14 protein-coding genes and 3 pseudogenes are annotated in these 14,149 nt (G+C 64.5%); 14 read left to right on the top strand and 3 right to left on the bottom strand.

Annotation, left to right across the window (positions count from 1 at the left end; genetic code table 11):
• Positions 1 to 29 precede the first annotated feature (29 nt).
• Together ACZ7MX_RS10450 and ACZ7MX_RS10445 are read right to left on the bottom strand one after the other, a co-directional pair.
• Positions 30 to 1,151 carry an amidinotransferase gene (locus tag ACZ7MX_RS10450; protein ID WP_472131154.1) on the bottom strand — a complete coding sequence of 374 codons (1,122 nt, stop codon included), beginning with the start codon at positions 1,149 to 1,151 and terminating at the stop codon, positions 30 to 32.
• Positions 1,152 to 1,383: 232 nt separating this feature from the next.
• A pseudogene (locus tag ACZ7MX_RS10445) lies at positions 1,384 to 1,530 on the bottom strand (peptidase C39 family protein); the annotation flags it as partial.
• Positions 1,531 to 2,003: 473 nt separating this feature from the next.
• Between ACZ7MX_RS10445 and ACZ7MX_RS10440 the strand changes: the two are divergent.
• The 7 genes from ACZ7MX_RS10440 (at position 2,004) to ACZ7MX_RS10410 (ending at position 5,926) form a co-directional block, all read left to right on the top strand.
• Positions 2,004 to 2,480, top strand: coding sequence for a ferredoxin reductase domain-containing protein (locus ACZ7MX_RS10440; protein ID WP_472131153.1), 477 nt, complete (start codon positions 2,004 to 2,006; stop codon positions 2,478 to 2,480).
• 178 nt (positions 2,481 to 2,658) lie between these two features.
• Complete coding sequence (locus tag ACZ7MX_RS10435; RefSeq protein ID WP_472131152.1) at positions 2,659 to 3,000, top strand: CU044_2847 family protein; 342 nt, start codon at positions 2,659 to 2,661, stop codon at positions 2,998 to 3,000.
• Complete coding sequence (locus ACZ7MX_RS10430) at positions 2,981 to 3,838, top strand: trypsin-like serine peptidase (protein WP_472131151.1); 858 nt, start codon at positions 2,981 to 2,983, stop codon at positions 3,836 to 3,838. Before ACZ7MX_RS10435 ends, ACZ7MX_RS10430 begins: the two co-directional genes overlap by 20 nt.
• Positions 3,839 to 3,933: 95 nt before the next feature.
• A complete protein-coding gene (locus ACZ7MX_RS10425) occupies positions 3,934 to 4,911 on the top strand; it encodes a macro domain-containing protein (protein ID WP_472131150.1) in 978 nt (325 codons plus the stop codon).
• 64 nt (positions 4,912 to 4,975) lie between these two features.
• Positions 4,976 to 5,386, top strand: a complete 411-nt coding sequence (locus tag ACZ7MX_RS10420; protein ID WP_472131149.1) for an IS110 family transposase — start codon at positions 4,976 to 4,978, stop codon at positions 5,384 to 5,386.
• 40 nt (positions 5,387 to 5,426) lie between these two features.
• On the top strand, positions 5,427 to 5,627 hold the full coding sequence (locus ACZ7MX_RS10415) for a hypothetical protein (RefSeq protein WP_472131148.1): 201 nt from the start codon (positions 5,427 to 5,429) through the stop codon (positions 5,625 to 5,627).
• Entirely contained in the window at positions 5,627 to 5,926 is a 300-nt protein-coding gene (locus ACZ7MX_RS10410; protein WP_472131147.1) for a transposase, read from the top strand. Before ACZ7MX_RS10415 ends, ACZ7MX_RS10410 begins: the two co-directional genes overlap by 1 nt.
• Positions 5,927 to 5,960: 34 nt before the next feature.
• On the opposite strand, the pseudogene ACZ7MX_RS10405 reads toward ACZ7MX_RS10410, so the two are convergent.
• Positions 5,961 to 6,682: pseudogene (locus ACZ7MX_RS10405) on the bottom strand (IS5/IS1182 family transposase); the annotation flags it as partial.
• 395 nt (positions 6,683 to 7,077) lie between these two features.
• On the opposite strand from ACZ7MX_RS10405, the pseudogene ACZ7MX_RS10400 reads away from it, so the two are divergent.
• From ACZ7MX_RS10400 to ACZ7MX_RS10370, 7 genes and pseudogenes are all read left to right on the top strand, one after another.
• Positions 7,078 to 7,185: pseudogene (locus ACZ7MX_RS10400) on the top strand (3-hydroxyacyl-CoA dehydrogenase family protein); the annotation flags it as partial.
• A 284-nt stretch (positions 7,186 to 7,469) separates the two neighbouring features.
• Positions 7,470 to 7,706: a VOC family protein gene (locus ACZ7MX_RS10395; RefSeq protein WP_472131146.1), complete on the top strand. Its 237-nt coding sequence runs from the start codon at positions 7,470 to 7,472 to the stop codon at positions 7,704 to 7,706.
• A gap of 821 nt (positions 7,707 to 8,527) precedes the next feature.
• Complete coding sequence (locus tag ACZ7MX_RS10390; protein ID WP_472131145.1) at positions 8,528 to 8,893, top strand: hypothetical protein; 366 nt, start codon at positions 8,528 to 8,530, stop codon at positions 8,891 to 8,893.
• Positions 8,883 to 10,067, top strand: a complete 1,185-nt coding sequence (locus ACZ7MX_RS10385; RefSeq protein WP_472131144.1) for an MAB_1171c family putative transporter — start codon at positions 8,883 to 8,885, stop codon at positions 10,065 to 10,067. Before ACZ7MX_RS10390 ends, ACZ7MX_RS10385 begins: the two co-directional genes overlap by 11 nt.
• A 235-nt stretch (positions 10,068 to 10,302) precedes the next feature.
• Entirely contained in the window at positions 10,303 to 10,782 is a 480-nt protein-coding gene (locus ACZ7MX_RS10380; RefSeq protein WP_472131143.1) for a hypothetical protein, read from the top strand.
• A gap of 811 nt (positions 10,783 to 11,593) precedes the next feature.
• Complete coding sequence (locus ACZ7MX_RS10375; protein WP_472131142.1) at positions 11,594 to 12,376, top strand: serine/threonine protein kinase; 783 nt, start codon at positions 11,594 to 11,596, stop codon at positions 12,374 to 12,376.
• Positions 12,377 to 12,475: 99 nt separating this feature from the next.
• Positions 12,476 to 14,131 (top strand): alkaline phosphatase D family protein, encoded by a 1,656-nt coding sequence (locus ACZ7MX_RS10370; protein WP_472131141.1) that lies wholly within the window; start codon positions 12,476 to 12,478, stop codon positions 14,129 to 14,131.
• The last annotated feature ends 18 nt before the right edge of the window (positions 14,132 to 14,149 follow it).

Below are 14,149 nucleotides of genomic sequence, written 5' to 3'. Positions count from 1 at the left end.
GCCCCCGCGGACCCCGCCCCGCTGGCCCCTCAGAAGTAGGACTGCAGGGTGCCCCGGCGGCGGACGTCAACGGTGGCGCAGTGGAACGATCCACCGAAGCTGTTGAAATTGCGGAAATTGCAGGGAATGGGGGTGAAACCGAACTTCTTCATCGTCGAGATCATCGGCTCGTCCTGCCGCTCGACGATGACCCGCTGTTCGTCCAGCATCAGGATGTTCATGTTGATCCATTTGCTGGTCATGTAGAGCGGATGCGCATCCGGAATGACCGGCTGGGGTGCGGTCATCACGTCCCAGCCCTTGAACAGCTCCGGCACTTCCGGCACCCGTTCGGGGTGGATCAGCAGTTTTCCCGGCGCCATCGGAACGAGCGTGGCGTCGATGTGCATCGGGTGCGAGTCCTTGAACTCGAAGACGTGGATGCGGTATTCGTCGCCGAGGTGGCGGCGCAGCCACTCGATTCCGAAGTCATTGGTGACATTGCTCTTCTGCGCGATGATGTCGCGTCCACAGCGGGTGAAGTCGGCCGCGTCGAAGGTCGGCTCGAACTCCGTCACCACCAGCCGCTGCGGGCCGTCCTCGCCCGGATCGCTCCATTCCTGGTCGAATTGGGCGTCGGTCAGCTCGGGCTTGGGCCCGGCGGTCCATTTCGCGCCGCCGCGGAAGTATTCCTTGAGCAGCGGGCGGTAGGCGAGGTTCTCGTAGTAGCGGGAGCGCCAGGCCATCGGGCATTCGATGATGTCGTCACCGACGACGAGAATCGCGTCCCTGGGCATCGCCGCGTACATTCCGGTGCTGGTCCAGTCGAGCGTGGTGTAGGGCGTGCGCTGAGGTATGGGCTCCGGTCGGCGCACCGTCACCCCCTCGCCCTCCAGTATCCGGACGAATTCCTCCAGTTCGGCGCGGGCCGCGGCGACCTGTTCGGGCGGGAACGGCTGCCCGGCATTCCGCCGGAAGGTCTCGTGCTGGTCGCCGGGGAGCACCGGCGGTAAGGCCATGTGCCAGGTCGGGAAACTGGCGTCGTCGACGATGCCGACGATCACTTCCTCCAGCGGGTCCCACTCCGTGTAGGAACACACCGGACTCTTGGGCCGGTCCCCGGAAACGACGGACGGGTACGTCCGCACGGGCGGGTCGTTCTGCGCTGTCACGCACTCGCTCCTCGATCTCATGGCGCACGGCAGCCAGGAACCTGACTGCCGTGATGAAGATCGATTGAACGCGGCGACCGGCGGCCGGAGCAAGGGTCGTTCACATCTTGGCCAAAACTCCTGCCTTGCCACTCATTACGCGCTCTGCTATTCAACCGGGAACGGAAAAGGGCACAACCAACGCCCGGAAAACGGGAGTTGGCCGCGCCCTTGCCCTTGCGGGACGTTTCCGTCAGACGACCCCGACCGCACGCAGCGCCCTGCGCTGTACGGCACTGGGCTTGGCCGGGAAGTACAGGTAGCAGACCCCGCCACTGCCGCTGACGGTCCTGCCGTCGGCGTTCTTGCGCTTCGTCCGCAGCCAGATGTTTTCGAACTGAAGTGCGAGGCTTTGGCAGACACCGGGCGGCTTCCGGCATTGACGAGTGGCAGCAAGGACAGCCCAGGGCCGCAACGCGCGCACTCTTCACCGTCCGTCACCTCGGCCCCAGCGCCAGCTACCTCGCGGAGGCCGTCTACGACTGGCCCACGACGGTCAGAGGGCGTGGCGTGCCCCTGTTCGATGCGGCCGTATCCCTACCTATCGTGTCGCACTCCTGACTTACAAAAGTGAATGGCCACGGACCAACGATGCGGACCGTGCCGGCTCTCGCCAAATCTCTCGGAAATCCCCTCTCACGAGTTGACGGCAATCACGAGAAGCAAGCCATCCCAAGTTTCCGCGTAGAGCAACAACTGCGGTTCTGGGCCAGCGAGATCAAGACCCGGCTGAAGGACATCTGTCGCGAGCAGGAGGCTGCATGAACAACGAGTACAAGGAATCCCTGTACGTCGCCCCCGCCGCTCCCTCGGATGGTCGCAGCATGGACGTACTTCACCCCGGTGGCCCGGCAGATCCGCCAGTACAGCCTGTCCTCCGCCGGCATCGGCGACACCCCGATGCTCGCCATACTCCACCACCTGGCCGCCACCGGGGCGTCCCGGCAGGTCGTCGTCCACGCCGACCCCTCTCTGGCCGACCACGCCCACTCCGACGAACTGCTTCGCCCGGTCGGCACGCCGCCTCACGCTTCGCTGCACCTGTGGTATGAGGAAGTGGACCAGCGGGCATCCGCGTCCGCGTCCGCGTCGGTGACGGTGTCCGCGGGCCGAGCCGACGTCGGCGGGCTGCCCCTGCCCGAGGGCATCACCGCCCACCTCTGCGACCCCCTACCGTTCATGCATACCCTGTGCGGCGATCTGCTCGGCCGCGGGCCCCGCCACAGGCGATCCACTACGAGGTGTTCCGCCCCGACCTCTGGCTGGCGTGGCAGTGGGGCCTGTCCTTGATGGCCCCGTGTAGGGGGCCTCTTGCCCTACACGGCGCCCGGGCGGCCTTCGGGTGTCCGTCCGGCCCTCCGGCTGTCGCTTCATGCGGGTGTAGCACGCGGGCTGGGCCGGCACGACCCGCGGACAGGTGCGATCAGGGCGGCTAGCCTGTTCCTCAGGCGAAACCTCAGGGATGGCAATGAACGAGCTCGTTCGATTTGAGACCGCGCAAGGGCCCGCACTGATCGAAGTCGACCTGGATTCCTACGGAGTTGAACAAGTCTCCCGTGACGCGAATGGAGTGATCGAATCAGGCCGCCGACTGGATGAGGCGTTACATGCGGCGCGTCCCGCCATTGATGCAGTGGTGCACACAGTGCAGCAGATTCTGCCGGACGGGTTCGAAATCGAGTTCGGCATGAAGCTGAATGCCGAGGCCGGTGTGATCGTGGCGAAGACGGCAGCGGAGGGGCACTTCACCGTAAGGCTGACTTGGCATCGGACGAGCGGGAGCCGGGCTGGTGCTGCCCTCGACGATTGAACGTCCGCCCTGGTTGCTACGGATTCGCCGGGATGCAGGTGAGGCGCCGGTAGGCGCAGGGATCTATGTGGGCGGGTGGCACCTCCTCACCTGTGCTCACGTCATTGCGAGCGGGCAGGCGCAGACGCCCCCTGCAACCCCCGTGCTCGTCGAGTTTCAGTTCGTGGAACCGCATACGCCCCTTCCCGCACGGGTGGTTGACGACGGGTGGCACCCGGACCGGGGCGACGGGACCGGAGACATCGCAGTCCTCAGATTGCAGACACCGCCGCCCCGCGGCACGGTGGCCGCTCCCCTTCGTTCGACCGAAGCCGGGGTCTGGGACCACCGCTTCCGCGCCTACGGTTATCCGCGGGGGCATGAGGAATCGGGAGTACCCGCACGGGGATCGGTTGTCGGTGCCGCAGGTGCCGAGCGGCTGCAACTGCAATCGGACTCCTCTCTAGGTTTCGCACTGGAGAGGGGCTTCTCGGGGGCACCGGTCTGGGATATCGATATCTCGGCGGTGATCGGTATGGTCGTCACCCGGGACCGCACGCGGGGTGACAGAGGAGATCCTCGAACCGGTTATGCGATTCCCGTGGAGACTCTTGCACGGTATGGGGATCTGGGACTTCTGTCTGATGTCGGCGGCGCCAACCAAGGGCCGCGCGGCATGACACCGGAGAGAAGGGAACACCTTCGCAAGCTGCTGGGTGTACATGAGCGAAGCGTCCGCATCCTTGAGGAACAGGAAGCACGGTATGCGGGGAGTGCCCCCGTGCATCTCCTGACCCAACTTGAGGACGAACGCCTTCGGCTGTCCGAATTGCGGCGCCAGCTCGGAGAAGAAGAGTGAGGGAGCCTCCATTGTCACGAAACCCCACTACGTATCGAGTGGGAAACTCCTCATTCAGTGTCACCTACGGGCCGCTTACTGAGTCACATGCCGAGGTGCTGGTAAGTTCCGACGACAATTACTTGACCATGGGTGGCGGAGTCTCGCTGTCTCTTCTCAGGGCGGGCGGCAAAGAGGTCCAGAGGCATGCCAGGAAGTTGATCCCCCTGGCCATCGGGGATGTAGCGGTGACGAGCGCCGGCGCTCATCCCGCAGCGTACATTTTCCACGCCGTCACCATCGATCTGGATCACCGGAAATATCCGGATCATCAATGCATCGTGACTCTGGCGAACCGTGCACTCGATTTGGCCGAGAGCCTGCACATCCGCAGTATCGCCTTCCCGGCGCTAGGCACCGGTGTCGCCGGTTTCCCCTTCTATGATGCGGCCGATGCCCTGGTTTCGACGATTTGCCGTCGGCTCGCGCAGAACATGGCGTTGCGCGAGGTCAGCCTGCACTTACTTGCCAGGGAAGGAGTAAGGGAGAACGATTTGGTCATCTTCTACGAGCGCGCAGCCTCACTGGCGTCGTTGGCCGCACAGGGGCAGCGGTTGGCGTCATCCGTAAAGCGACTCCAGGAAGTGGCCGACGAGACTACGTCCTCGAACCTGAAGTCCGCCCTGGAAGACGTACTGTCTGAGATCATGGGCGAGGTGGTAACCCTCGCGAGCCGGCCCCAGTCCGTCGATGAGATCGAACGCCGACAGGAAGAAAGCCATTTCGCCACTGCCGGAAAGCGCGTCATTGAATTGGCCGACGAGGCGGTCGGTGATAGCCAGTGGAAAGACGCGCAAGTGGAGAAGAAGGCGCTCCAGACGAGACTGGAGGGCCTGAGTACGCTCCTCAACGTGCATTATGGTTCACTGAACAAGCTGGAGATCGAGCGAGCTCGATATGCCGGAGTGGGCATTCCGGTCATCCTGGAGAACCAAATCCTGGAAGTCAATGCCGAGATCGAACGCGTCGAGGAGCTGACCAGGGAAACCCGGCGGAAGATCGAAAATCTCTCCGCTCGGGATGCTTCCGGATAGGTGACTGCTTCTGGCCGCTGTGCGCCAATTGGGCGCAGGGCCGTAGCGGCTCGATGGTGGCGTCGTGGTTGGGGAGGTAGAAGGGCGAGTGGCCGCTGTCCCTCCGGATCCAAAACGCCCAGGCCGAGTTGCTGTCACTGATCGGCGATGTGCTGTGGGCAGTCGATCTCAATCACGCGGCGCTGCCCTGCTGATCGGTCCGCTCACCGCCCACGGCCAGCCCGTCGCATACCTCACCGGCTTGGCAATCCGCCGGGGCTCGGTCACGTACCGGGGTGAGGGGGAGATAGACGCGAAGGACGCCTTCGTCATCGCCGACCAGGGCCCGCATCCGACGGGACCTGGGGCTGCTCAGGCCCGGCGACGAGATCGCCGTCGATCTACGCACTCTGGCCACCCGGCGCCTGGACCTTGTCCTCGACCCCATCCGGCAGATCAACCGCATTCGAGCCCAACTACTAGAGATATTTCCTGAGTCGGAGCGGTCGCTGGACTTGACGAGCAAGGGGCCGGTGATGCTGCTGACGGGCTACCAGTCTCCAGCTACGATCCGCCGCACGAGTACGAAGCGGATCGAGACCTGGCTGAAGAACCGAAAGGCCGAAGGAGCCGCCGCACTCGCCCGCACCACCGTGGAAGCTGCTCGGGCCCAGCTCATCGCGCCGCCCGGCGAGAAGCTGGCCACTGCCATGTGGTCCGTCTCGCGAAGGCGGTGATGGCCCTCGACGAGGAGATCGCCGAACTCGACGCCCTCATCGAGGCACCGTTTCACGAGCACCCGCATGCCAAGGTGATTCGCAGCCTGCCCGGCATGGGACCCAAGGTCCGCGCCGAGTTCATCGCCGCAATCGGCGGCGACATGGACGCCTTCGGAAGTGCTGACCGCCTGGCCAGCTTTGCCGGCCTGGCCACGCAGCCCCACGATTCCGGCGAAGAGAGTGGGAAAGGGACGCAATCCGGCTCTCCTCGCCCTCGCTCGTCGTCGAATGAACGTTTTGTGGGCGATGATCGGTGACGGCGCGTGCCATCGGAGCTCACTCCCTGTCGCATCAGCCGCTTGACATAAGCACTGGGAAGTCCCGTAAATGATCTCTAACCCGCTGGGTGACCTGCGGGTTTCCGTGCCACCCGGCGAGCACAAGGTGATGCGGGCCGACGATGCCAAGCATGGCCTGGTGAACGGCAGAGCCTCTCAGCCGGCAGTCTCTAAGGATCCTCCAACCCTTCATCCGGGCTGAGTCGCGCTCCACGCGGGCAGGGGCGATGACCTGGTCCTACCGACGGCGTCTTTCGCACCGGACAGCTCCCACGCCTTGCAGTCGTTACGGTTCCTGGCGACTGATCGACCGACGGCGACGACGAGGCGGGTGCCGTCGTCGACGACGACCCGGTGGTTGATGGAGTACCAATGTTCTTGGACTCTCGGCGATGGTGTGATCGCGGGTGGGGGACCAGGGTGCCGCCCACGATCAGCACGGTGTCCTTGCGGAACCGCTTGCGCTGCTGGAGCGCGAGGGCGGGCCCGTGATGGTCGGCGATGCGGTCGGCGACCGACTTGAAACCCCCGGAACACCGAAGCTAGTTGTCGCAGTGTCAGGTTCGTCCGCAGCCGGTATGCGGCGACCAAGAGCACGGGGCCCTCCAGCGGCCGACTCCAGGGCCGGCCCTTGCGCACCGGGTCCGCACCCTCACGCAGCAAGATGGTGATCAGCTTGCCGAACTGACGCGGGCTGAGCCCGGTGAACGGGGCCGTCCAGGAGGGCCGGACGGCGTGGTCACACCAGTCACGGCAAGATCATCTCACCCGCGACCAACAGTTACGCGACAACCCTTGGGTTTTCCGTTATCCCAGCCCCATCGCCGTTGCCTTCACCGGGAGCGAGCCGCTCTGCCGGTAACTGCGTAGACGTCGTACGCAGCCGCTTGGTGAGGCTGCGATTCGTGCCTAACGTGTCACGCTCCCGATCCACGGAAGCGGAACACGCTATACCACCGGATGCGTACCATGTCAACTCTAGCCGACTACCTCGGCAAGCTCACCTCATGGGTTTATGACAATCACGAGAAGCAAGCCATACCAAGCTTCCTGGCCGGACAACAACTGCGGTTCTGGCCCGCCGGGATAAAGCATTGGCCGCTGAACCACTGCAGCGAACGAGAGGCTGCATGCACGAGGGGTACAAGGAGCCACCGCACCCCGCTCCCCCGCAGTTCCAGCGGATGGTCGACGCAGAGCGGCTGGGGCGTAAGTCGGGTTCGGGCTTCTACTCATAACTGGAGTGCGAAGACGCCGCCAACTGGTGTTGCTACTCGGCGAGTTCAGTGGACGCTGCACCGACAGCGCTGCACTCGGTAGCTCTCGCTGCCCCCTCAGCCCCTTCACCCACGCAGCCTTGCCCGGCCTACCTGGCCAGTACGGGGACACGGCCTGGTGAGCGTCGTCGACTGCTGGGGAACTGGCCCTGACCTCTGGGCCGCAGCGCTGGACGACGAGGTGGGAAGGCCCAAGTTCCCTCGTCGAGCGCCTGCTGGCTACCGCACACATCACCGAGGACACGGTGACCGAGCACCACGACCGGCAGACCTTTCGTGATGACGCCGCGGTCCGCCATCCCGAGGATCGGTACGACGAGACCAGCGACACCGGCCATGGCTGCCTCCTTTTCTTCCAGGATGTACCCGAGGGCAAGTCCGGCAAGAACCGCCTGCACCGGGACATCCACAGCGAGCCCGGCGGGCTCGACAAGCTGGTGGCCCGACTGGAGGACCTGGGGGCAACCCTCATCGCGAGATAAGCAAGGGACTGGCTGGGCACTGGTGGATCGTGCAGGACCCGGAGGGCGACGAGTTCTGCGTGGCGTAGATCCGGCCGGCCCGCTGAGGGAACGGGAGCCGCGGGCCACTCCCCCGTCCAGGACGTCGTGTACACATCGCACTCATCGGCGCACGGCGAATCGTCGATTACTCGACCATGACCGTGCACTCCCCAATGCAGGCCGGTGACCCCGTTTTCGCTACCACTGTGCCGGGGGTAAGTGTGCAGTTGCAGAAGGCAACCTCGAAGTGACCAGGGATGACAGGCGTCGGCGAATACACACCGGCACGGCAACCGGCGCCGGTTGAGGTTGGCTTGATCTCCACGCCCTATGCACCGGCCGGTCCGGAGTCGATGATAATTGCCATCGGCTCCATTGGAGGGTGTGCTTTAACTCTCGCCGAACCAAATGCCCTTACACCAACCGCGGGGGACGGTGGCACTGGACAGCGGACATCACCTGGCTCCGATGACAACTCCATCCGAGACTTCACCCGGTAGGGCCCTCATGAGCCGAAGTCAGCCATTCTCGCCGCATATTTCGGCACACCCCTGGCTTTTCCTGAAGGTGAATCACTGAAGGCATGCTCACTCGGATGCACGCAGTCACACTACTACCCCAGTAAGGAATGAACAGAACCGGAAATGTCTTATAGTTACCTCAAGTTACGTCACCGATGCAGGCCACTGTTGAAACAGCTCAGCTTACCCTCCCCCTTCTCCATCGCGGCCCTGTGTCACCACCTGGCCGAGCAACGCGGGAGACCACTGCATCTGCACTCGTTACAGCCGGAGGCAGCCATGTCGGGCGCCTGCGGACTACTGCTCGCCACCTCGACCGACGACCACATCTTCTACGAACGGCGAACGGGTCGATTACATCAGGAGCACATCGTTCTGCATGAGATCGGGCACCTGCTGTTCGATCACCGGACCATCAATCTGTCGGAGGACGCCGGACGGAGGTCGCTCCTTCCCGATCTGGACCCACGCCTGGTGCAACGGCTCCTGGCCCGCTCGAACTACGACACGCAGCAGGAACAGGAGGCGGAGCTGCTCGCCAGTCTGATCCACACCAGAGTGCTCCGACGCGAGCCGGTGGTGCCCAGCGGCGTGCTCGGCAAACTGGAGGCGGCTCTCGGGGTCAGATCCACGCGTGGCGAATGACTTGCTGGAACTCGGCCTTCAACTACAGTATTTCAGCCTGATCGTCCTCTGGATTGCCGTAATCCTGCGCAGCCCATCAGGAATTCGTTTCCCTCATCAACGTGGATTGTGGTTGGCGGTCGTCTTTGCCGTCACAGCATTGACACTCGACCTGATGGCCAGCGCCTCGTCCGTGCTCCACGTCAGCGGGCTGACCCACCCTGTCGCTCTGGCGAAGGACCTGATCGGCGTGTTGTCTGCGGGCGCGGTACTCCATTTCGTCGCGGCCACCTTCTACGGTCGACGGCTCAGGCTTGGATTGTGCTGTAGCACGGGCGCAGTGATAGCTGTCTTGCTCGCCCTCGATCTGACCGTGCCCCAACGTCCGCGCCATGCCCTTTCCGACGGCACGGTTGACGTACCCTCTCTCGCCTATTGGCTGCTCCTGATCACCACTCATTTGACGGCGACCGCCGTCTGCTTCTGCGTATGTTGGCGATACAGCAGACGCACCGAAACCCGTCCCCTCACGATAGCCCTTCGGCTATTCGGTATAGGAACTGCCTTCATCGGCGCGTTCTGGTTCCTCCGCCTCCTGCACATGTGGTGCGACGGCAAGTGGTATGCGCCCTCCATGCAGCTTCTGATCAGCCTGCACAACCTGTTCAGAGCCGCAGCAATTTTGGTGCCGACGTTCCTGTCGATCGGTCACGTGGCAGCGGACATCGCTACCGTCTGGCGCCTGTGGCCGTTGTGGCACGATCTGGTCCGCGCCGTGCCGCACGTCGCCTTGGCCAGGCCCCGGGCCCGACTGCTCGAACTCATCTGGCCTCACGTACCCTGCGATCTTTTGGTGTACCGAAAGCTCATCGAGACGCGCGACGCCATCCTGGCACTCAATGAATACATCGGACCGACGGTGCCACGTTCCGCCCGGAACTACGTACGGAACTGCGCCGTGTCACCTGCCAGCGTGGACGCGACGGTGTTGGCCTGTGTCGTCCGAAGCGCCCGGAACGCCAAACTCGCCGGCTGCCCACCCGAAAAGCGCCAGTTGAGCCTTTTCGTATTTGATGGCGGCGACCTGGAGGGCGAAAAGGCGTTTCTACTCCAGATGGCACGTGCCTACGAATCCGACCCCGTCCGACGCTTCGATCGCTCCCGACCATCCGTGCTCACTGTCGACGAACCGTGACCGCTGGCCGGATCGCCTCGTCCGGGGCGCTTGCTCCGACAACAGCTCCGGCCGGAGCGCAGAAGCGGACGGAGAGTTCAGCGTGCTCCGTGACACCGGCCTGCGGGGCTGCAGGGCTGCGGCCTTGATCTGGTCGTCCACTGTGGCGGATGCGGCGCGGCACAGCGAGATACACTATGGCCGCGTCAGCGGGCGAGTCGAACGCCCCATCGCCTTCCCTAAGTGAGGCCGCCTCATGCCCAATGATCCAGCACATCGCGATGATGGCAGACCGATCCTGCAAAAGCTGGACCAGCGGATCAATGAACTCATCGGGGCCCTCTATCCCGATGAGCGCACCCGCCCGGGGTATGCCCGCCTCGCCAAGGAGATCGGCGAGACGACTGGCGGCAGCATCTCCGGGACCTACCTATGGGAACTTGCCACGGGCAAGAAGCGCAACATCACATTGGGACAGCTGGATGTGCTTGCGGAGTTCTTCGGCGTCTCTCCGGAATACTTCCTCAATGAAGAAGTCCATCAGCGCGTCAATGCACAACTGGCACTGGCCACCGCGCTGCGCAACGCAAAGATACGCAGCATCGCCCTACGCGCTGACGGGCTGTCACCTGCCAGTTTGGACGCGCTGCTCACCATGGTGAACGAGGCTCGCAAGATGCAGAATCTGCAGTCCATCAGCCGACCCGAAGATGATGCCACCGAGATCCCCGAATAGGCCGGACCTCACATTTCTCACCAGCACTACCGTCTCCAGTCGAGACTGGAGACGGTGACATACTGCTTCGTCGATGCGCCTTGATGGCCCCCTGCACGACGTACGCCCACGGTTTGCCAGTCCGCCATGTCACCGCTGCCAGTTCTTCGGACCAAGTCTGGCATCGCTCGCTGATCCGCCGTCGCAACAGCTCCGCCCGACAGTTCACGGAGCTGGCCGAAGGGGGCGATGCCATGGCGCCCTCCACTCTCACCCTCTCGTCCACACACGCGCGTGCGGGTGGATCCCTGAGGCCCTCGGCCATCGGTCGGTAGCACCGACCAGAGCGTCCATGAAATCGCGATGACCGTCCGCTTCAGCGGTCAGATCGCTCCAAGTGCACAGCCCTCGTCTCTCCGCGCCCGGGCCATCAGATCTGTTACCCGTTTCGCATGCCGGTCAAGACCTGACGTGCCATCAGTATCCGGTGAAACGGCGGGACATGAGGGCGACGGGTGCCCAGTACCGCAGGTGGCACCGAGCCGACATGACCGCGAGGGGTAAACAGGGCGTGTGATCACTACTCGCAACATTTGCCGTAAAGCGGCCATCTGTTAACTATACTTGTCAACCCAACGTGGTATCGGCGTACACTCACGGGACGCAGCATCCGCTGTTGTGAACAAGCAGTGGTGCGCTCCTCATATGGCGTCCGCAGCGTCCAACGGCAGGCTCAGAACTCCGCAGCCGCAACAGGTCATCACGCCGCGCGGGAACAAGGAGCGATGGGGAGTCACACCACACGTGCAGAACTCACCCGGGGGGAATCACAGTGGAGTCTTCAGGTGCCGTCATCATCCACCTCAACCGCAGCGTCGAAGGCAAAGGAGCCCGGACGCGTGAACTCTTCAGCGGTGATACCGCGTTGTTCGGCTACTCGTCGGCATCCCCCACGAGACTTGCCCTGCGCGAGGAGAGCATCGCAGAGCCCGCGGGGCGCATCACCGCCAGCCAAGGTCACTGGCTCCTGTCGAACTTCAATCCCACCGCGAGCTACATCGTCGAGAACATCGAAGGAAGCGGGGAGTTCGTCAAGGTCTTACCCGGTCGCCGGGCCGCTCCCATCCCCTTCGAGCTGTCCCGCATCATTCTCCCCGACCAGCCCACACTGACCCGCTTCAACGTGCTCGCGCCAGCTCCCTTGCGCGTCGATGGCGACGACGTCCAGCACACTCTGGTGTCCCGCAGCTTCAGCCTGACCGAGGACACCAAGTACTTTCTCGTACTCGTGGCGCTCTGCGAGCCACGGCTGAGCGGTAGTTCTCAGCACGGGGTCCCCACGGACAACGAGATCGTCGAGCGTCTGCGGCCCCTTCCTTCCTGCCGCAGCTTGACGCGCGGGGCCGTCAACTACCACCTCGACTACCTCGCGTCCAGCAAGCTCCCGCTGCACGAGTGGGGTGAGTCTCCCGACGAGGACCGTATGCGTTGGAAGCGCGAGGCGCTGGTCTCCATAGCGCTGCGCCACGATCTCGTGCAGGAACGGCACTTGAGTCTCCTGCCCACGGTCAAGGCCCCGGATCTGTCGGGCTGCGCACGCATGACCGCCTTCTAAGCACACAGGGGCGTTCCGGTGTGCGCTCGCCGCCGCACCCACGCTCTTGCCGTGCCATGCCGCTCGTTCTCCGCTCACCTGGCAAAGGCAGTTACGTCGATGAACATTCGCTCCGTTCCCTCACGCAGATCGATGGTCGTCGCGACCGCGGCGGCCACCGCCATGGCGGCCCTGTCCCTCGGCGCGCCGTCCGCCCACGCCAAGGCCACCCGCCGCCGGCCGGAGACGGCAGCCGATCGCGGCCCCTGCTTCGTGCACGGGGTCGCGTCCGGGGACCCGCTCCCCGACGGCGTGCTCCTGTGGTCCCGGGTCACGCCGTCGCCCGAGGCCACCCCCGGTTCCGGCAAGGGCGAGCCGATCACGGTCGACTGGGAAGTCGCGCTCGACCGGCACTTCGACCAAGTGGCCGCGCGAGGCCGGATCAAGGCGAGTGCCTCTGGTGACCACACGGTCAAGGCGGACGTACGGGGCCTGCGTCCGGCTACCGACTACTGGTACCGCTTCCACTGCGACGGCGCCCTCTCACCCATCGGACACACCCGTACCGCACCCCGGTACGACGCCGCCCCCGACGCGATCCGCTTCGGTGTGGTGTCCTGCGCGAACTGGGAGGGCGGATGGTTCTCTCCGTACCGTCATCTCGCCGACCGGTACGACCTCGACGCAGTGTTGCACCTCGGCGACTACATATACGAGAGCGCCACTTACGCCGGCCAGGGGCCGATCGCCCGTCCGCACCATCCACTCCACGAGTGCGTCTCGCTCGGCGACTACCGGGCTCGGCACGGCACGTACAAGACCGATCCCGACCTTCAGGCCCTGCACAGCGCCACACCGGTCATCGCCATCTGGGACGACCACGAATTCGCCGACGCCGCCTGGGCGCACGGTGCGGGCAACCACCAGCCCGAAACGGAAGGGAGCTGGACCGACCGGGCGGCCGCGGCCAGGCGCGCCTACTTCGAATGGATGCCCGTGCGCCCCTCCATCGCCGGCACCACCTATCGGCGACTGTCCTTCGGCAGTCTCGCCACGCTCTTCCTCCTGGACCTGCGCTCCTTCCGGAACGCGCCCGGCGGGAGCGCAGAGGACCCGCTCGACGTCACCATCACCGGCCGCGCGCAAATGGACTGGCTCAAAAACGGGCTGGCGACAAGCGACGCGGGATGGCAGCTGGTGGGGAACTCCGTGATGATCTCCCCTGTGCGGCTGCCGGACCTTCCGCTGCCGGAGCTGCGTGCGCTGGGCGAGTCGCTGGGTTCCGCGCCACAGCCCAGGCCGCTCAACCCAGATTCGTGGGACGGTTACACTGCGGACCGGCACGAGCTGGTGCAGCACCTCAAGACGCACGACATCGGCAACACGGTGTTCCTGACCGGGGACGTTCACTGTGCCTGGGCCGCCCACGTCCCCATGGACCAGAACGCCCGCACCGCCTCCGGTGTGGCGGTGGAGTTCGTCGTTACGTCCGTGTCCTCCGACAACTTCGGTGATCAGCTGGGCTCCTCCGCACCCGAGCGGCTGCCCGCCATCGAAGCGGCCGTACGTGACACCAACCCGCACATCCAGTGGGTCGACCTTGCCTCACACGGCTACTCCGTCCTCAGCATCACAGCGGACGCCGTACAGATGGACTACTTTGCGGTCACCGACCGGATGGCTCCCCACGCGCCCAGCAGCCTGAAGGCCTCCTACCGTGTACGTGCTGGCTGCAGCCGTGCGGAAGCGGTGGACTCTCCGGTCCGGCCGGAGTGAATGCCGGGTGGCCGGAGC

Source organism: Streptomyces sp. NPDC107765, from assembly GCF_055657085.1.
This window is presented reverse-complemented; position numbering and strand designations above follow the sequence as displayed.

Bases quoted from the DNA above. Each gene is read 5' to 3' on its own strand.
- ACZ7MX_RS10440 (WP_472131153.1), top strand. From the start codon at position 2,004: ATGGTCGCAGCATGGACGTACTTCACCCCGGTGGCCCGGCAGATCCGC.
- ACZ7MX_RS10435 (WP_472131152.1), top strand. From the start codon at position 2,659: ATGAACGAGCTCGTTCGATTTGAGACCGCGCAAGGGCCCGCACTGATC.
- ACZ7MX_RS10415 (WP_472131148.1), top strand. From the start codon at position 5,427: ATGCTGCTGACGGGCTACCAGTCTCCAGCTACGATCCGCCGCACGAGT.
- ACZ7MX_RS10410 (WP_472131147.1), top strand. From the start codon at position 5,627: ATGGCCCTCGACGAGGAGATCGCCGAACTCGACGCCCTCATCGAGGCA.
- ACZ7MX_RS10390 (WP_472131145.1), top strand. From the start codon at position 8,528: ATGTCGGGCGCCTGCGGACTACTGCTCGCCACCTCGACCGACGACCAC.
- ACZ7MX_RS10380 (WP_472131143.1), top strand. From the start codon at position 10,303: ATGCCCAATGATCCAGCACATCGCGATGATGGCAGACCGATCCTGCAA.
- ACZ7MX_RS10370 (WP_472131141.1), top strand. From the start codon at position 12,476: ATGAACATTCGCTCCGTTCCCTCACGCAGATCGATGGTCGTCGCGACC.